The organism is Leptospira jelokensis, assembly GCF_004769635.1.
Classification (GTDB): domain Bacteria; phylum Spirochaetota; class Leptospiria; order Leptospirales; family Leptospiraceae; genus Leptospira_A; species Leptospira_A jelokensis.
In genome coordinates this window covers 20,698-38,522 of sequence record NZ_RQGH01000005.1, presented here as the reverse complement: position 1 = coordinate 38,522, position 17,825 = coordinate 20,698, and the positions used below count along the sequence as shown (strand labels likewise).

The 17,825-nt window shown below is 40.7% G+C and carries 17 protein-coding genes and 2 tRNA genes; 15 read left to right on the top strand and 4 right to left on the bottom strand.

Going from position 1 to position 17,825, the window contains the following annotated elements:
* Positions 1 to 76 precede the first annotated feature (76 nt).
* Positions 77 to 1,897, top strand: a complete 1,821-nt coding sequence (locus tag EHQ62_RS00645; RefSeq protein ID WP_135640367.1) for a PAS domain-containing sensor histidine kinase — start codon at positions 77 to 79, stop codon at positions 1,895 to 1,897.
* Here EHQ62_RS00645 and EHQ62_RS00640 read toward each other — a convergent pair.
* Complete coding sequence (locus tag EHQ62_RS00640; protein WP_135640366.1) at positions 1,887 to 3,905, bottom strand: 1-acyl-sn-glycerol-3-phosphate acyltransferase; 2,019 nt, start codon at positions 3,903 to 3,905, stop codon at positions 1,887 to 1,889. The genes EHQ62_RS00645 and EHQ62_RS00640 overlap by 11 nt on opposite strands.
* A gap of 122 nt (positions 3,906 to 4,027) precedes the next feature.
* Between EHQ62_RS00640 and EHQ62_RS00635 the strand changes: the two genes are divergently transcribed.
* From EHQ62_RS00635 to EHQ62_RS00620, 4 genes are all read left to right on the top strand, one after another.
* Entirely contained in the window at positions 4,028 to 5,053 is a 1,026-nt protein-coding gene (locus EHQ62_RS00635) for an ATP phosphoribosyltransferase regulatory subunit (protein WP_135640365.1), read from the top strand.
* Between the two features lie 7 nt (positions 5,054 to 5,060).
* Complete coding sequence (locus tag EHQ62_RS00630) at positions 5,061 to 6,335, top strand: adenylosuccinate synthase (protein ID WP_135640364.1); 1,275 nt, start codon at positions 5,061 to 5,063, stop codon at positions 6,333 to 6,335.
* A 78-nt stretch (positions 6,336 to 6,413) separates the two neighbouring features.
* Positions 6,414 to 6,486 (top strand) — tRNA-Lys (locus EHQ62_RS00625).
* Positions 6,487 to 6,526: 40 nt separating this feature from the next.
* Positions 6,527 to 6,601, top strand: a tRNA-Glu gene (locus EHQ62_RS00620).
* Here EHQ62_RS00620 and EHQ62_RS00615 read toward each other — a convergent pair.
* Both EHQ62_RS00615 and EHQ62_RS00610 read right to left on the bottom strand, forming a co-directional pair.
* The gene (locus tag EHQ62_RS00615; protein WP_135640393.1) at positions 6,561 to 7,457 is read right to left on the bottom strand and encodes a TIGR02757 family protein; all 897 of its coding nucleotides are present in this window, start codon (positions 7,455 to 7,457) and stop codon (positions 6,561 to 6,563) included. The two genes, EHQ62_RS00620 and EHQ62_RS00615, sit on opposite strands and share 41 nt — an antisense overlap.
* Positions 7,447 to 8,346: a hydroxymethylglutaryl-CoA lyase gene (locus EHQ62_RS00610; protein ID WP_135640363.1), complete on the bottom strand. Its 900-nt coding sequence runs from the start codon at positions 8,344 to 8,346 to the stop codon at positions 7,447 to 7,449. The genes EHQ62_RS00615 and EHQ62_RS00610 overlap by 11 nt, the downstream gene beginning before the upstream one ends.
* A gap of 76 nt (positions 8,347 to 8,422) precedes the next feature.
* On the opposite strand from EHQ62_RS00610, the gene EHQ62_RS00605 reads away from it, so the two are divergent.
* On the top strand, positions 8,423 to 9,211 hold the full coding sequence (locus tag EHQ62_RS00605) for an ABC transporter ATP-binding protein (protein WP_135640362.1): 789 nt from the start codon (positions 8,423 to 8,425) through the stop codon (positions 9,209 to 9,211).
* Here the strand turns inward: EHQ62_RS00605 and EHQ62_RS00600 are convergent.
* Positions 9,166 to 10,182 (bottom strand): tetratricopeptide repeat protein, encoded by a 1,017-nt coding sequence (locus tag EHQ62_RS00600; protein ID WP_135640361.1) that lies wholly within the window; start codon positions 10,180 to 10,182, stop codon positions 9,166 to 9,168. The two genes, EHQ62_RS00605 and EHQ62_RS00600, sit on opposite strands and share 46 nt — an antisense overlap.
* Positions 10,183 to 10,190: 8 nt before the next feature.
* Here EHQ62_RS00600 and EHQ62_RS00595 point away from each other — a divergent pair, with 8 nt between their 5' ends.
* The 9 genes from EHQ62_RS00595 (at position 10,191) to EHQ62_RS00555 (ending at position 17,750) form a co-directional block, all read left to right on the top strand.
* Positions 10,191 to 10,799, top strand: a complete 609-nt coding sequence (locus tag EHQ62_RS00595) for an ATP-binding cassette domain-containing protein (RefSeq protein WP_135640360.1) — start codon at positions 10,191 to 10,193, stop codon at positions 10,797 to 10,799.
* Positions 10,789 to 11,442, top strand: coding sequence for a heme exporter protein CcmB (locus EHQ62_RS00590; RefSeq protein ID WP_135640359.1), 654 nt, complete (start codon positions 10,789 to 10,791; stop codon positions 11,440 to 11,442). The genes EHQ62_RS00595 and EHQ62_RS00590 overlap by 11 nt, the downstream gene beginning before the upstream one ends.
* Before the next feature lie 54 nt (positions 11,443 to 11,496).
* Positions 11,497 to 12,195, top strand: coding sequence for a cytochrome c biogenesis protein CcsA (ccsA, locus tag EHQ62_RS00585; RefSeq protein WP_135640358.1), 699 nt, complete (start codon positions 11,497 to 11,499; stop codon positions 12,193 to 12,195).
* Positions 12,196 to 12,201: 6 nt separating this feature from the next.
* Positions 12,202 to 13,329 carry a PP2C family protein-serine/threonine phosphatase gene (locus EHQ62_RS00580; RefSeq protein ID WP_135640357.1) on the top strand — a complete coding sequence of 376 codons (1,128 nt, stop codon included), beginning with the start codon at positions 12,202 to 12,204 and terminating at the stop codon, positions 13,327 to 13,329.
* Entirely contained in the window at positions 13,326 to 14,183 is an 858-nt protein-coding gene (locus EHQ62_RS00575; protein WP_135640356.1) for a phosphoribosylaminoimidazolesuccinocarboxamide synthase, read from the top strand. The genes EHQ62_RS00580 and EHQ62_RS00575 overlap by 4 nt, the downstream gene beginning before the upstream one ends.
* The gene (gene purS / locus EHQ62_RS00570) at positions 14,165 to 14,413 is read left to right on the top strand and encodes a phosphoribosylformylglycinamidine synthase subunit PurS (protein WP_135640355.1); all 249 of its coding nucleotides are present in this window, start codon (positions 14,165 to 14,167) and stop codon (positions 14,411 to 14,413) included. Before EHQ62_RS00575 ends, purS begins: the two co-directional genes overlap by 19 nt.
* Entirely contained in the window at positions 14,410 to 15,057 is a 648-nt protein-coding gene (purQ, locus tag EHQ62_RS00565; RefSeq protein WP_135640354.1) for a phosphoribosylformylglycinamidine synthase subunit PurQ, read from the top strand. Before purS ends, purQ begins: the two co-directional genes overlap by 4 nt.
* A gap of 54 nt (positions 15,058 to 15,111) precedes the next feature.
* Complete coding sequence (locus EHQ62_RS00560; RefSeq protein ID WP_135640353.1) at positions 15,112 to 16,395, top strand: sugar phosphate nucleotidyltransferase; 1,284 nt, start codon at positions 15,112 to 15,114, stop codon at positions 16,393 to 16,395.
* A 116-nt stretch (positions 16,396 to 16,511) separates the two neighbouring features.
* Positions 16,512 to 17,750, top strand: coding sequence for an EAL domain-containing protein (locus EHQ62_RS00555; RefSeq protein ID WP_135640352.1), 1,239 nt, complete (start codon positions 16,512 to 16,514; stop codon positions 17,748 to 17,750).
* Positions 17,751 to 17,825: the final 75 nt, after the last annotated feature.

Below are 17,825 nucleotides of genomic sequence, written 5' to 3'. Positions count from 1 at the left end.
TACTTAAGGGAAATCTTAGGTAGGTTTTTTTATTGCCTCAATCCATACTTCCATTAGCCTTTAACCTCCGAAAACTATGGAATCCTCTCTTCCTATCTCAGACCGAATTTGGTTTACCAGCTTTTCCGAAAGCCCGATTGGGATGGCCATCACTGATTTGCAAACGGGACTTTATGTGGAAGCAAACGAAGTCTACTGCCAGTGGCTTGGGAGAAAAAGGGAAGAGGTGATTGGAAAAACGACAGTTGATTTAGGGATTTATTCCAATCTTTCCGATCGCGACGTGATCCTCTCCAAACTAAAAACAGATGGATTTGTTTTAAACTTTGAAGTCCCACTGGTGACGAAAACCGGTGAAACCGTTACTGTCCTTTTTAGTGGAAAAATTGTGGAAGGTGGTAAATACCTTCTCAGTGCAGGGCAAAATATAACGGCTTTAAAAGAAAAAGAGAACTTGGCCAATGCCCTCCAAAAAGAACTCAAAATCAGCAAAGAATTATTTGAAAGTGTCTTCCGTTTGAACCCGGCGGCGGTGAGTTTATCCAATGCTGAAACGGGAAGGTATGATGATGTCAATGAAGCGTATTGCCGGCTAATTGGATTTAGCCGAGAGGAAATCATTGGTCGCACTTCCCACGATTTGAATATTTGGATCACAAAATTGGACAGGGCTCGGCTGATGGCGGAAGTCCAAAAGAAAGGTTGGAGCACAGGGATGGAGGCGAGTATCCGCATGAAGTCTGGTGAAATACGCCATGTGGTTTCTGGAAATACCCTTCTCAACCATGATGGAAGGATTACCTTACTTGCAATCTTAATCGATATCACAGAAGCCAAACAAAATAAGGAAGCTTTAGAGTTTGCCGTAAAAGAGCGAACCAAGGAACTGAATCGTATTCTAGAAGACCTTCAAAAAACCCAAGACCAATTGATCCTTTCTGAAAAAATGGCCACCCTTGGCCAACTGGTTGCGAGTGTGGCCCATGAAATCAACAACCCACTTGCCGCAATTTCTGCGTTTAGTGAACAGTTGCAAAACCGATTGACTGGTTTTGGGGAAAGGTTACTGGAAATTAGACAATGTATGGGAAAGTATTCGGATTCGGATGCAGACGAAATCATACGATGGATTACCGAACTTTTCCAAGTGAAACCCAAAACCCATAACTTTGCGGAAACCCGTAAAATCAAAAAGAATTTGGAGTCTCTCTTCCATTCAACAGGTATCGATACAGCGTATGATTTGGCAGACCGGATTGTCGATTTGGGTGTCTCTGACTATATATTAGAAAATACGAATTTCGTTTTGAAACTAAAGAATACTCCGATTCTCAGCATCATCCTAAATGAACTCCATGCCCTACGTAGTATCGAATCCATCCGTTTGGCCGTTGAACGAACTTCCAAAATTGTTTATAGTTTAAAAAATTATGGTAGGATGGATAGGGGATCGGTTAAAATTCCAACCAATGTTGTTGAGACAATTGAAACCGTACTTACCCTCTACCAAAACAAAATGAAATCAGGGATTGAATGCATTCGTTTGTACAATGCCAATCCAGTGGTTTCTGGTTACCCTGACGAACTCATCCAAATTTGGACCAACTTAATTTACAATGCCTTACAAGCGATGCAGTTCAAAGGAAAACTCACCGTGCAAGTAGAAGAAACAAACACCGATGTGGAAGTGTCCATCAAGGACAATGGTCCAGGGATTCCAACACCCATCCAAAAACGAATTTTTGAACCATTTTACACCACAAAAGAAAAAGGGGAAGGGACTGGACTTGGGCTTGGGATTGTAAAACAATCAGTGGAAGAAAGGCATAAAGGCCAAATTCGTTTTTATTCCGAACCTGGCCAAACGGTTTTTATCGTTTCGATCCCTAAACTCTAGCCAATTGTTTTTGTAACTCTTCGGCTACGAGATCAAAATCTTCATTTTGAATCACAGTTTTGTATGCGGACGCAACAATTGGGTGGCGTTTTTCATCGAGTTGGATGAGGTTTGGCAATACCTTTAATCCATAAAAACCGTTGGTGATTTTTTCGGGTCTTGTGCCATAGGCAAGGTCATACCCATACTTTCGATCCCTCGTGTCTGATCCAAAACAAGCCAACATAAAATCTGTCATACCCGACAAACCATTAAAAGTGGTAGGGTCTCCTCCTAGTAAAACTCCAATGGATACCATTTCATTAAAGAATCGGTTACTCAAATGGAATAGGGTATTGTCTACGTTTCCACCTAATTCACGTTTGAAATAACCTTCTACGAGTCCCATCGCAAGTGCATAAATAGTTTTCAATGCACCACCTAACTGTACTCCTTTGGTATCCCTAGAATTGATGGCAGGCCTAGTGAATACATAATTATTTGTCAAAAGTTCTTTTAGTTTGGGGATCAGGGAATCTTCAAATGCTGAAATTTCAAATCCGGAGATTTTTCGTTCCATGATTTGGTCTGGGTAACATGCTCCAGAGACCACAGCCAACCGATCCCTTTCGATCAGAAGCAGTTCGTTTAAATCTTCTAGGATGAGACCTTTTTTCGAACCAGTAAATCCTTTGATCACATTCACCATTGGGGATTTGTTTTTTTGTAAGTAGGTCCTGATTTTGGAATAAACTGCATCAAATTCCCATGGGTTTGTCCCTTGTACAAAAAGGGTTGCGGATTCTAAAACATCGGGACTATCCGAAAACTCTATGTTTGGTGGGAGTTTGTAAATTGGGTAGTGGATGATATCTCGCCTTTCTTCATTGCTACGAGTTACCATTTCCGAATCGGGATGGTAGATCGTAACTTTTACATTTTTGTTGGCAAGGATACAAGCGAAGGCCACAGACATGTTGGAAGAACCAATGATGACTACGTGTTCGTCTGGTTTTTTTGGTAGGGAAATGAGTTGGTTTGTTTCCCTTACATCACCCCGGTATAAGTTTCGATAGGTTCCATGTTTGTGTTTGTTGAGGTTACTGCCAACAAGAAGTGCCAGGTTATCGATGATGAACTGTTTTTTATCACCCGTTCCTGGAAATGAAATTTGTTCGATATGAGATGGAAAACTCTCCATCTCCTTTTTGGTTAATTCTCCAACTAGTACGGGTTTGCCGATGACAAGTTTTCCTACGGCTTGGTTGAAGAGAAGTCCTTCGATGGGTAGGATTTTTTCCGTTCCTTCCAGGGAAATGGGTAAAATGACTTTGTTGGCAACATAATGGTACACGGTGTCCACAAATGGCATGAGCCTTCCATCCCTTGACCTTGTACCTTCTGGGAAGATGGAGATGACCTTCCCATCGGACTGTAGTTTTTGGGAATTCCGAAAGGCACGCATATTGATCTTCGTCATTACATCGGAAAGGGAAGGATTGTCTGCCATGTCCTTTTTGGAACAAACAAGTAAGGTCCCGAACATATAAAGCCCAAGCCGAGTGAAGTCTGGTTCAAAGGCAAGGCGGCCTGCAATGAAGACTAGGGATTCCGCAATTTTACGGCCCTCGGGTCCTGAATTGTAGAGCAGTGTGAAGATAGCGGGAGCGTCCAAATGGCTTAAATGGTTTGAGATGAGTGTGACAGGGTATTTGCCGATGATGCCGTCCAGGAGTTTTAGGTTTTCAGTTCCCTCTACTTTGAATTTCTTCATGATTGGGTCGAGGAATTTGAGCATAAAGTCGCGAGGTTCCGGACGAATGTCTGTATAGACCCCGATTTCCTCCAAACGCTCTGGTTCTTGGAAGATTTCCATCACCTTAGGCTTTGGAGTGGCTTGTGATAGAACTAAGAATTCCTCTAAAATGGATTTTGCTTCAGATTCCGAAAGACCGGATTTTACAAATAAGTGAATGTTTTCAAAAAATTCTTTGTGCCAACGTCCCAAAGTGGCTTCTTTTTCTGTCATGTATGCCTCTAAACCGACATCAGCGTACTGAAAAGTTTCGATTTGTCTATTCGATTTTTACATTTGATTGCGTAAATCCAGGATTTCTCTAACCTGACTTCTTGGGTGATCGAGATCCCGGTATGAATCAAAAAAACAAATCAATTTCCTCGGAACAGAAATGGATTCCCGATGGATTTCATTTTTTAGGACCAGAAGAAAGTAAAAACCGGCGAATTTTACTACAAACATTTTCGGAACTCTTTGAAAGAGAAGGGTATTCTGAAATCACATTACCTAGTTTTGATTATTCGAATTCATTTCGTTCTCAGTTGCAAGATGGGGTCGAAAGTTTACTTGTCACGAAAGACTGGGATGGAAATGAACTTTCCCCTGGAGTTGACCTCACCTTACAGGTGGTAAAAGGTATGGCGGCAAGGTCCCATTGGGAAGAAAACCAAAACGTATACTACTTTGCTAAAAAAATAAGAGATCATAAAAAACGAAACGCCTCTCGCCGTGAGATACTTCAGATTGGAGTCGAAAGTCTAGGAAAAAGTGATACCAACCACTTAATTTCTCAAATCCAAATTTTAGAAAAACTTTGGAGTCATACTTTACCCAATCGATCTTTTACCATCGTGTTTGGTCATTCCTCATTTTTTCGCTCTCTTTTGCAAATCCTGGGATGGAATGAAGAACAAACAAAAGTTTTACGACAGTTTTTATATACAAAAAATATCCCGGAACTTTTGTCATTAGCAGCACGAGAGAATACAAAAGATTCTCATATGGAGATCATCCATTTATTGTTAAAACCAATTCCTTCTAGTGAAATTCAAACTTTCCTCAATCTTTTGGAGAAGGTTTTAACAAAAGAAGAGATGCTTTTGATCCAAGAAGAGATAAAAGGAATCACTTCTTTTTTTGAAGTATGGAATAAACAAATGAAATCCATTTCTTGTATATGGGACCCTTCTCTTGTCAGGGACATATCGTATTACACTGGTTTTATGTTCCAAGGGTATGTGGAACAAGATCCAGAGCCAGTATTTGCTGGTGGCGTTTATAATGAATTGTATGCGAGTTTTACTGGAATTCCAAAAGATGCATGTGGATTTGCGCTGCATTTGGATTCAATCGAAGTATTGTTAAATAAGGAAAAATGAGGGATTTATGCCTGCAAATTTAGTTGTTGGAGCCCAGTGGGGTGATGAAGGAAAGGCAAAAGTAATTGATTACCTTTCAAAAGATACAGATATCATTGTTCGGTACCAAGGTGGGGCCAATGCGGGTCATACTGTTGTTGTGGGTGGGAAAAAATACATCTTTCATTTGGTTCCCTCTGGAATCATTTACGATAATACCACTTGTGTGATTGGGAATGGGGTTGTTCTGGATCCAGAATATTTTTTAAAAGAATGTGCTGACTTAGAAACACATGGCTTTCGCGTGAAGGACAAGGTACTCATCAGTGATTCCTGCCATATTTTACTCCCTTACCATCGTTTGATCGATGAAGCAAGAGAAGCTGGTTCTTCCCCTGAACGTAAAATTGGAACCACGAAAAAGGGAATTGGGATGTGTTATGCGGACAAAATGCTTCGAAATGGAGTCCGTGCGGGGGATCTCCTCGATAAAGACAATTTAAAACGAAAATTGGGTCATATCTTGGAAGTGAAAAACCAAGAGTTAGTGAAGTATTACGATTTAGAACCTGTGAATCTAAATGAGATGTATGATTTCCTTTTGGATTTTGCAGATAAAATGGGAAAAAATATCGTGAACACGGTATACTACCTCAATTCGGAATTGGAAAAAGGAAAAAGGGTGTTACTGGAAGGAGCACAAGGGACAGGGCTTGATATCGATTTTGGAACCTATCCTTACGTAACAAGTTCCAATCCGACTACGGGTGGTGCACTTGCAGGTTCTGGTGTCAGTTTCCGGTATTTGCAAGATGTGATCGGCATTACGAAAGCCTATGCCACACGTGTGGGGGAAGGCCCTTTCCCTTCTGAAATTTTAGGTGAGGCAGGCGACGTGCTACGCAAGTTAGGTGGAGAATACGGCTCTACGACTGGTCGGCCAAGACGATGTGGTTGGTTTGATGTACAAATGATCAAACATGCTGTAACCGTTAACGGAATCAATTCACTCGTTTTAACAAAAATAGATGTTCTCAGCCATTATGATTCCATTCCAGTTGTGGTTGGATATGAATACAAAGGTAAAAAATTAGATTTTTTTCCTTCACAAGGATTGGAAGACGTCAAACCGTTGTTTGCTGAGTTTAAAGGATGGAAGGATGATATCTCTGGTATCAACTCATTCTCTAAGTTGCCGACACTTTGTCAGTCTTACATTAAGTCTTTACAAGACTTAGTAAAAACTAAAATTGGAATTGTTTCTACAGGACCTGATCGTGACCACACGATCATTATGGATTAAAAAAAAGAGGGACTCTCAATCTTTTTTTTAAGTAGTTGTTGACCGAGAAAGGTGGTTCGATATTCTTGGCTACAGAACGAGTCGTTAGCTCAGCTGGTAGAGCAATTCCCTTTTAAGGAATGGGTCCGGGGTTCGAATCCCCGACGACTCAAAAACAAGAGTTCTTAGAATTCTTGGTTCGTTCACAAAACGGTGCCATCGTCTAATGGTTAGGACACAAGGTTTTCATCCTTGCAATCGGGGTTCAATTCCCCGTGGCACTACCAAACAAACCTCATTCAACTCACATCCCTTACAAATCATTTCCTCATAACGACCTTTACACCGGTTGATAATCCCAACGCGGGTCAAATAAAAGTCGTATAACACTGGATCTACGGAATTTACCTTTCGGAAAAATTCGGTAAGTGCAAACGCATCTTGCAATTGGATATTGTTTTGTTTTTGAATGCCCAAAACTTTTATGAGTTTTTGGATGTGTACATCCATAGGATAGGGGATTTGGTTTGGTTTGATTTTTCTATACAATCCAAAATCAGGGTATTTTCTTCGGACCATCCATCTTAGAAAAAGAGAGATTCTTTTTTTGGGTGATTTGGATTTCCATTTACCAATTAAAAATTGTAATCCGTAAGTCAGGACTTTTGTTTTTGCGGTCAGAAGGATTTCTGATTCCCACTGTTTTTGGAAATTTTGAAATGAGCCATTCGGATCAAATTGGCCATTTTGATCTAAAAAGTATGATTCAAAGATGGGACTAGAATTCTTATTTTCGCTGAGGATTCGTTGCAAAGTCTTAAAAAATATGACTACATCCTCATTTGATTGGAAACGATAGCCTTTGCCAGTTTTTGGGAAATTGGAATTAGAGAAATGATGGTTCACAAGGAATTGAGAGGGTGAGTCTCCCATCGATTGGAAAATGGGATCTAAAAAATTTTGTATGTTTTTCACATTTCCATAAGCAAAAAGGCAAGAGATGAGTGAAACAATTTCGATATCGAGTGGATCTTTGTAACGTTTGGGAAAACAGATTGGGTCTGTTTCCAAGTAGGATACGTTTTTGTACTTTGCTATGAGTTGGTTGAGTTTGGATTTGAGTAGAGAACCATCATCCAACATTTTTTTTGGCAATGTAGGTTCGGGAATTCAGGTTTCTATCAAGTTTGGATTCCATAAATTGGCTCACTTGGACTAGTGTTTCCAAATTGATACCTGTTTCATACCCTTCCTTCGTTAAAAAATATACTAGGTCTTCGGTTGCTACATTCCCTGCTGCTCCTTTTGCATATGGACACCCTCCAAGCCCTCCTGCGGAACTATCAAAACTACGTATGCCCATCGTGAGAGCTTGTTTGGCATTGGCAATGGCCATTCCATAGGTATCATGAAAGTGGCAATTTAGAGAAGAGGCCTGGATCTTTTTTAGTAGCACTTCGAGTAAGGATTCCACTTCCGAGGGGACCGCAACACCAATGGTTTCCCCCAAGGAAATTTCATAAGCTCCTGCATCTAATAGGCGTTCTGCGACCTCTAATGTTTTTTCAGGTTTGATTTTCCCTTCGTAGGGACAAGAAATCACGGTAGAAATATAACCTCTCACTTTGACCCCATCCTTTTTGGCATTGTCAAAAATCGGTTGGAAGGATGAAAAACTTTCTAAGACCGTCATATTGATATTTTTTTTGGTAAAGGATTCTGAGGTGGCAGTGAAGACCGCGACTTCTTTAAATCCAGCGGCAAGGGCAGCTTCATATCCCTTTGGGTTCGGTGTGAGACAAGAAAATTGGACCTGGGATCCAAACTTAGGTAAGACCAGAGCGGCAAGTTCGGAAGCATCCCCCATCTGTGGGATTCGATCCTTTCTCACAAAGGAAGTGAGTTCAATGTGTTTGGCACCGGATTCTACTAGACGAGTTACGAATTCAAATTTATCCTGAGTGGAGAGAATGCTTTTTTCGTTTTGTAATCCATCTCTTGGTCCCACTTCTGTGATTTTTATCGTTTCCAATCGTTCTCTCTCCCTGATCCTACCCTTACACTTGTTTGGGAAATTTAGAATGCAATGATTTTATCGAAAGAGAGATATGTTTACGATTAAAAATCTTTCTGTATCCATTGGGCAAAGGAATCTATTCAATCAAATTTCTTTGCAAGCAAACACAAATGAAATCACTGGCCTTGTGGGTAGGTCGGGGTCTGGAAAATCCACTCTCTTTCGTTTGGCCTTAGGTCTACTAACCACCGAAGCAGGATACAAATGGGAGGGTGATATGGATTGGAAGGGAATCCCTCTTGGTAAAAAACCAACTCCGATCCTCCAACCCGTGTTCCAAGATCCCTTCGGAAGTTTTTCTCCATTTGGAAGTATTGGAGAATTATTACTCGAACCCATTCGCATCCAAAAAAAGTTTACTCTAAGTTCAAAAGAAAAGAAAGAAGAATGGGATAAGGTAGAAACGATTTGCCATTCATTTGGTTTACAAAAGGAACTATTTGATAAAACCAAAAACGAGTTAAGTGGTGGGCAATTACAACGATTTGCCATCGTACGAGCAATGTTGGCAAATCCCGAATATCTTTTGTTAGATGAACCTGTCACCGCATTGGATGTACTTGTGCAAAAAAAAATCGCGGAGGAATTAAAAGAAAGGAATCGGACTCACCAATTGGGAATGTTCATTGTCTCTCATGATATTGGTTTTTTATCGTTTATGTGTGACCAATTATTTGTTTTGGAAGGTGGGCAAATCACAGAATCGGGAAACCCAAAAGAGATTTTTAAAAATCCAAAATCAAACCTGATGCAAGAACTGATAAGAGCCAGGTCTCATTCATTTGGTGGAGACACTTCTTCTTCGGAGTCATCCAATTGAGTTCTTTTTGCTTCCGCAAACTTTTTCGCAATGTCTCTTCTCCTTGCGATGACTTTAGAAGATACTGTCGCAAAAAAAGGATCATTTGTAAAACTTAACATCTTTGTATACTGTTCTTCCGCAGTTTCATAGTCCGTTACTTTGGATGCAGTTTCTGCAAAGTAGTAGTGGAATTTTTTATCGTAAGGTTTTAATTTTCCTTCCCCTGTAGTCAAACTGGTTCGGTTAAAAATTTTATATGCGATATGATAATTTCCTTTTTCCATTTCCAATCGAGCAAACCCAAGTTTGACATTGGGACTTTCTTCTTCAATTTTTAAGGCTTTGTTCAAATACAGTAGGGCACGGTTTTTCAATCCTGTTTCTAAATAGTGGTCGGCAAGCCGGATCAGTGCCTCTGTATCATAAGGATTTTTTTCAACAGCCAATTTATAATTCATAATGGCATAATAAATTTGCCTTGTGATCTCTGATAAAATTCCAATATGCAAATAGGTTTTGTAATAGTCCGGCATTTCGGCTTTGGCATATTCAAATTCAACAAGTGCCTTTTCATATTTCATTTCTAACGAATACAAACGTCCTAAATTGTACCGAAAGGGAAAAAATTGTGGGTCAAAGCGGATGCCTGCTTCCAGTCGTTTGATCACTTCCCCGCGCATGTTCGGTTTTCCATTCAGAAGGATGTCAATGGTATCATTATTCCATTTGCCAGAGTTGGTAATGATTTCAGTTCCGTAGGTAAAACTCCCATTCGACTTGGGAGGCTCTCCTTGGTACAATTTCCCACGTGCTAAGATAAAGTCATCTTTATGATAGATAAAAGACCCATTGGGAAAATCAGAGGTATCAAATTCTTCATCCTTTCCCCAAAGTAACTCTGGGTATTCCTTGTTCCCGATGAGTTTTTGCCCCCAAACCAGAGTCGGAAATAAAAACAGAAGTGCGAATGTGAATAGGTGGTGAAACATGGTGAAGAATGGACCGAACCATTTTAGAAACAAATGGCCTCACTATTACTGTCGGCGAAAAAACCATCCTGCGAGAGGTGAACCTTCGTTTTTTTGAAAGAGGGATGTTTGCCATACTTGGGGAAAATGGTGTTGGTAAGTCCACTTTATTGAAAAAAATATACCATGATGCGAAAACATCTCCGAAATGGATTTGGCCAGATGGAAAAAAGAAGATAACTTACCTGGGCCATGAACTCGGTTTTTATTCATCGCTCAATTTGGAAGAAAACTTACGTTATTTTGCTGCCTTGGATGGGAATCACTCGCAGAAACGAAGGGAGGAACTCATCCAACTCTTTCGATTAGAAAAAAGGAAACTCGATCCCATCCATTTGTATTCCCGTGGGATGAAACAAAAAGTAGCCATCATGAGAGCCGTTTTGTCTTCTGCTGATATCATTTTATTTGATGAACCATTCACTGGGCTTGATGCCGAATCATCAGCTGTCTTCAGTAGGATTTTAAACGAAGAAAAAGAAAAAAAATTAATCCTCATTGTCCTGCATTCCGTTCCAAGCGAGTTACAATGTACTGGCCAAATTCTCATCAAGCAGGGGAAAGTCATTGTTTCTTAGCCTATTAAAAAAAGATTTTTTTCTCATTGGGAGATCTCTCGGGGGAATTGTCTCACTGTTCACTTTAAGTGTTTCAGTTGTGTTTATTTTTTATACTTCCATTGAAGTGAATGAGATTTTGTCTGCTCGGAGTATCCGTGGATTGAAATGGGCCATCATTTTCCTTTTGAACTTTGTCATCGTGAGCCAAAGCCTTTGGGAAGAAAGAGAATCAATGGGTTGGGAAGCAAGTTTGAGTTACGTAAGTCCCACTGCCTTGTACACCAGTAAATGTTTAGCGATTTGGTTTTGTACGATCCTTGTGAACGCATTCCTTGTCCTTGTACTTTCTGTTTTCTTTCAAAATATGAGTTTAGACCGAGGTTTGGGAGAGTGGCTCTTCGCGAGTTTGGGGAGTGGTTCGCTTGTATTTTTGGGTGTATCCCTTGGGATCATCGCCTTTGAAAGCCGACTCAAAGAAATCATCATTCCACTTTTGCAATTACCATTTTCGATCCCTTTGTTTTTGTTTGGTTTGGAAGCAGAGAATCGGTATTGGATGGAAGCCGGTTTTTATTTACCGTCTGTCGGTCTTTTGTTATTTTTCCTTTTGTTTTATGCAACATTGGGTTCTGTTATGGTAGAAACCTTAAAGAATGAGTAGTGGGATTCGATTTTCTCCTAGAATTTCTTATCCTTCCTGAAAATTTGGAAAAAAATGGAACGTAAAATACAATTACTTCACCCCACCATTGACTTATTGTTTTACTTGGTAGTCTGTTTTTCGTTAGTGATTGCAGTATTTGTTTCCATCCTCTATCCAAATGTGATTTTGGAGCAGGGCTTAAGCCACAGAATTTTTTACCTTCATGTACCAGTCGCATGGGTAGCGTTATATGGTCCTCTTCTCTCCTTTGTCTTTTCGCTTGTGTATTTGTTTCAAAAAAATTTACTTTGGGATAGGCTTGCCTTTACGGCAAACCAATTGGCTTTTGTATTTGCAGTAGGTGTTTTGTTTTCTGGACCCATTTGGGCTTACAGTGCTTGGGGAGTCCCTTGGGACAAAACAGATGCTAGGTTACAGTCCTTTTTTATCCTTTGTTTGTCCTTACTTAGTTATTTTATCTTTCGGTATCTCGTTCCTTCTCGTAAAAAAAAGGCAATTTTATCTGCTTACCTTTCTGTACTTTGTGCCATGAGTGCTGTTCTCACATGGGGCGCCATTCGGTGGATTGAGAATCCAGGCAATCATCCAGGCAGTGTGCTTGGCAAAGGGGGAATGGATTTAGATATGAAACGAACTCTTTGGTTAGGGGTGTTTGCCTATCATTTTTTGTTTCTGATATTATTCTTGGTTTCCAATCGGAATGAAAAACTCCAGGAATTAAAACACAGCCTAAGGGCGGAGATGGACTAAACCCAAATGGGCCAAACGGAAACACAACATACCATTCTCATCGTTGATGATGTTCCTGAAAATGTGGAACTTCTTAAGTATCTATTATTACAAGAAGGTTTTAAAACGTACACCGCTTATTCAGCAGAAGAAGCGCGTTTGGTTTTACTCAATACTAAGATCGATACACTACTTTTAGATGTCAATATGCCCGTCCAAGATGGATTTTCCTTTTGTCGGGAACTCCGTGAAATGGACCAATTTAAACTACTTCCTATTTTATTCATTACATCCATTGATAGGGAAGTGGGATTCCAAGAAGCAATGAAAAATGGAGGGGATGATTTTATCAATAAACCCTTTAACAAACGTGAGTTGGTTGCAAAAATCCATTCGGTGATTCGGTTAAAAGACCTACAAGATGAACTCTACCAACAAAAAAGTAAATACGAAAAGGAACTACAGACCGCAAGGCGTGTGCAAGACCAACTCATCCCTGAAAAAAGTTTTATTTGGAATGGGATCAAAGCCCAAACCTTATTCCACCCTTACCTTCAAATCGGTGGGGATTTTGTTGATACATGGATTGAAGAAAAAAAACTTCATATCGTAATTGCCGACTGTTCGGGGCACGGGCCTAGTGCCGCTCTCATTGGAGCCATGTTCAAAATGCAGTTATTCAATTTGGTTCCCAATATGGGTCTTAAAGAACGAGTGTCCCATTTGCGTAAAAATATGGAGTTAGTCCTACCTGAAGATTATGCCATTACTTTTTGTTACGCGATCATAGACCAAGATTTAAATCTTTCCTATATCAATGGTGGGCATCCGGCTCCAATTGTATTTATGGATGGGGAAACAAAATTATTAAAAGGTATGAGTCCTATGATCATGGGCATCAATATGGTTGCCAATGATGAGGTGCAAGCGGTTTCACTAAAACCAGGCTCCAAGTTTTTTATGTATACCGATGGTGCAAGTGAAGCGATGAATTCCAAATTGGAATACATCACAGAAGATGGAATGAAAGAAATTTTCCATTCTTCTGTCCAGTCGGGGAATGATATTTTACCAACAGTTCAAAATAAAATTTTAGAGTTTTGTGGTTCATCCACTCCGAGTGACGATATGGCAATGGTGTGTATCCAATTATGATTCCAAATCCGCATTATAAAGGTAAGGTGAGGGATGTGTATGATCTGGGTGATGAGTTATTACTTGTTGCAACAGATCGGATTTCGGCTTTTGATGTTGTCTTTTCAGAACCCGTCGAAGGAAAAGGAAAAATCCTCACTCGGATTTCCACAAAATGGTTCCATCATTTCCGTGAGATCCCAAACCACCTGGTCACGGATGATCCGAATTTATTTCCGAAACCCTACCAAAATCATGAGGCAGTTGTGGGTCGTTCTGTCCTTGTCAAAAAGGCAAAACGCATCGATTTTGAATGTGTGGTGCGTGGGTATTTGACTGGTTCCGCTTGGAAGGAATACTTACAAACGGGGACCATCGCGGAAACTCCCTATCCCAAGGGGTTGCAAGAATCCTATCAATTCCCCACACCAATTTTCACACCCGCACGGAAAAACGATTCTGGCCATGATGAAAATGTGAGTGAAGCCACAATGGAGAAAGAAGTGGGCACTGCTTTATTCCAGAAGGTAAAACAAATTTCCCTAAATTTGTATGCGGAGGCACACACTCTGATGGCAAAACAAGGGATCCTTCTTTGTGATACAAAATTTGAATTTGGACTATTGGATGGGGAACCCATTCTCATTGATGAAATTTTGACCCCGGATTCGTCCCGGTATTGGGATGCTTCCACTTATGTTTTGGGAAAAACACCTGCAAGTTTCGACAAACAAATCCTTCGGAATTGGCTCGAATCGACCTCTTGGGATAAAAATCCACCACCTCCCAAACTTCCCGAATCCTTGATCCTGGAACTGCGTAAAAAATACTTGGAATTGGAAGAGAAAATCAACTTATGTTTGTCGCAAAAATAAACGTCACCCTCAAAGAATCAGTCCTAGACCCACAAGGACAAACCGTTCTCCGTACCCTCCATGACCAAGGGAAGGGGCAAATCCAAGACTTACGTGTTGGAAAGTACATTGAAATCAAATTGAATGCCTCTTCCTTACAAGAAGCAGAATCAATTGCAAAAGAAATTTGTGAATCCGTGCTCGTAAACCAAGTGATTGAAACTTACAAATTGGTGGTAGAGTCACAATGAAAGTGCGAGTTGTTACCTTTCCTGGATCCAATTGTGATAAGGATGTGGGAACTGTCTTACAGGATACCTTTCAAGCCGATGTCAACTACACTTGGTACAAAGATTCCTTTGATGATGTACCAGATCTAGTCGTGTTGCCTGGTGGATTTTCCTTTGGCGATTACCTTCGTTGTGGGGCCATGGCAAAATTTAGCCCTTCCATGGAATCAGTGGTAAAGTATGCCAACAAAGGTGGGAAGGTACTCGGTGTTTGTAATGGTTTCCAAATTCTGACAGAATCTGGATTGTTACCAGGTGCCCTTTTGCACAATCGCACTCTCAAATACATTTGCAAAGATGTGGAACTTGTTCCTGTGAAAGAAAATGCATTTGCAAAGAAAATGCAAGGTAACCTTTCTATCCCCATTGCCCATGGCGAAGGTGCTTACTTTGCTGATGCAGAAACTTTAGAACGATTAGAAAAAAATGGCCAAGTGGTCTTTCGTTACAGCGAAAATCCAAATGGATCATTACATGACATCGCAGGGATCTGCAATGAAAAAGGAAATGTCCTTGGTATGATGCCTCACCCAGAACGAGCCATGAATCCTTACACAGGAAAAATGGATGGCAAACAAATCTTAGAAGCTCTTTTAAAAAATTAGAATCTTCGATTTCCTTTTCTTGCTTTTTCGTCAAATCTCCTTATAAGGATAGGTATGCGATTCCAAGAAGACTCAATTGACTGTGTGGATTTTATCCTCAAAAAAGATGAAGTCCTTACAATCATTCTAGGTGGGGGAAAGGGGACGAGGCTTTTGCCTCTGACTGAAAAACGATCAAAACCTGCCGTGAGTTTCGGTGGCAAGTATCGATTGATTGATATCCCAATCTCCAATTCTCTGAACAGTGGATTCGAAAAAATCTTCATACTCACCCAGTTTAACTCGTATTCGCTGAACCGCCACATCAACCGCACGTACGCGACTAACAACATCCACCAAAAGAGTTTTGTCGAAATCATTGCCGCAGAACAAACCGTTTCCAGCGCCAATTGGTTTGAAGGCACTGCCGATGCGGTAAGGAAAGTATTACCATACATCCGTGAACAAAAACCCAAATATGTTCTCATCCTCTCAGGGGACCAGTTGTATAACATGGATTTGGCGGATTTTATGCAAAGCCATTTGATGGACCCGGAAACACAAATTTCAGTGGCTACCAATGCGATTCCCGAAGACCAAATTTATGGACTTGGCATTGTGAAAGCAGGGATTGGGGGGACCATCCAGGAGTTTATCGAAAAACCACAAGACCTATCGCAAGTGGAATCCTGTAGGACAGAAAATGGAACCTTCCTTGCCAATATGGGGATTTATATTTTTAATACCTCTACCTTAATCGATGTATTAGAAGATAGAGGTTTGGCAGACTTTGGTAAGGAAATCCTACCGAAGGCCATTAAAGAACGAAAGGTGAAGGCGTATACTTACGATGGTTATTGGGAAGACATTGGAACCATCAAAGCATTTTACGAAGCCAATTTGATGTTAACCGATCACATTCCAAAATTCAATTTATACTTAGAAAAAACCCCAATTTACACGCGGGCGAGGGCTCTACCACCGTCAAAGATCAATCAGGCGGTCGTGAACCAAGCTTTGATCTCAGAAGGAACCATTCTTAACCAATGTGAGGTGCACCGTTCCATCATCGGTGTGCGCCAAATCATTGCTTCAGGGACAAAGATCTTTGATTCCATCATCATGGGCCTTGACCACTACGGTTACTTTGATCGGAAGTCAGGAAAAATCCCAATCGGCATTGGACCTAACTGTGAAATACGACGGACAATTGTCGACAAAGACTGTGCCATTGGCGCCAACGTTCGGCTGTTAAACGAACAAAACTTACAAGAATACGAAGACGAATACATCCGGATCCGCGACGGGATCATCGTTGTTCCAAGGCATTCTGCCATCCCGGATGGGTATTCTATTTGAGGCAAAATGACACAATTATGAATTCTGTGGGTCATAAATGGGTCGATTTTGTTTCAAATTTGTGGAAATTTTCTTGCCAGATTGGAACTCCCTTTTAGCTTGGAAGAAAGGGAACCATGTTCATAACGGAATCAACGGAAGGAAACCAGTTTTGGAACGAGACATATTTTGTCCCTCATTTCCAACCCATCGTCAATGCCATCAATCGCTCCATTTCTGCGTACGAAGTACTCGGCAGGCAGTTCAATCCCGAAGAAAACACCTATAAATCCTTAGGTGGTCTCTTCCACAATCGGGAACAAGACCCCGTTCCTGTTTATAACATTGATCGGATTTTACGGGAGAAGGCTGTACAAACCCTAAAGGAAAGTAACCTTCGGACGAAATTATTTTTTAATATGATGCCAAACTTCCTCTCGCGGGTGCATCATACGGATCTTTTTGCTGAGAATTTCCATATCATCCAACTCATTGAAAAGTATGGGATTGACCGCAACCAAGTGGTGATCGAAATCACAGAGGACGAATTTGATGGGTCCATTGACCGGCTCATCCAAATCGTCCAAATCTTTCGGGATTATGGATTAAAAATTGCCATCGATGATTTGGGGACTGGGTTTTCCAATTTGGAACGCATTGGTTACCTCCACCCCGACATCATGAAAGTGGACATTAAGATCATGCGAGAGAGTTTGAATAAAAATTCCTTCAAACAGGTCCTTGGTGCCATTTCCGAAATGAGCCAAAAACTAGGGAGCCAACTCCTCTTTGAAGGGATTGAGACAGAAGAAGAGGTAAACTTGGCCTTATCGATGGGAGCCAATCTCCTCCAAGGCTATTATTTTTCTACCCCAAACCCTCATTTTTTAAATCGCAATACGTTCTCTGACAAAATGAAATCCGTTTTGGAAAACTTTTCGGGGGTTCGCTCTAGAGAACTCAGAGAGAAGGGCATCCGAGAACAAAAAATCATCGACCAATTACAAGATTTGTTTTATGAACTTTCTGACTCCAGTGAGGAAGATTTCCCGTATCGTTTTGGGCAAATCCTTGGCTCTCTTCCCCGTGAGATCTTAAAGGTCTTTGTCTGTGATGCGGAAGGTTACCAAATCACACCTACTTATGATTTGGACCGAATGAATGGTGGGTATTTGGAACGGTCGAGGCAAATCGGAAATAATTATGCCTGGAAACCGTACTTCTTGAAACACAAAGAAGAGTCGGAACGTTTCCGTAAAAAATGGGGTGTGACCTATCCATTGTATGATATCAATAACCAAAACCAATATGTGATCTTTACCTTTTCTCTGATGGCAGGTAAGATCCTCGTTGCACAGGTGAGTTGGTCGGAATAGAATCTTGTTTTTTTTGGGTGGTCGATTTTCCTGGTAGCAGGGATTCGTCTATAATATAGAATCATTCTAAATAAA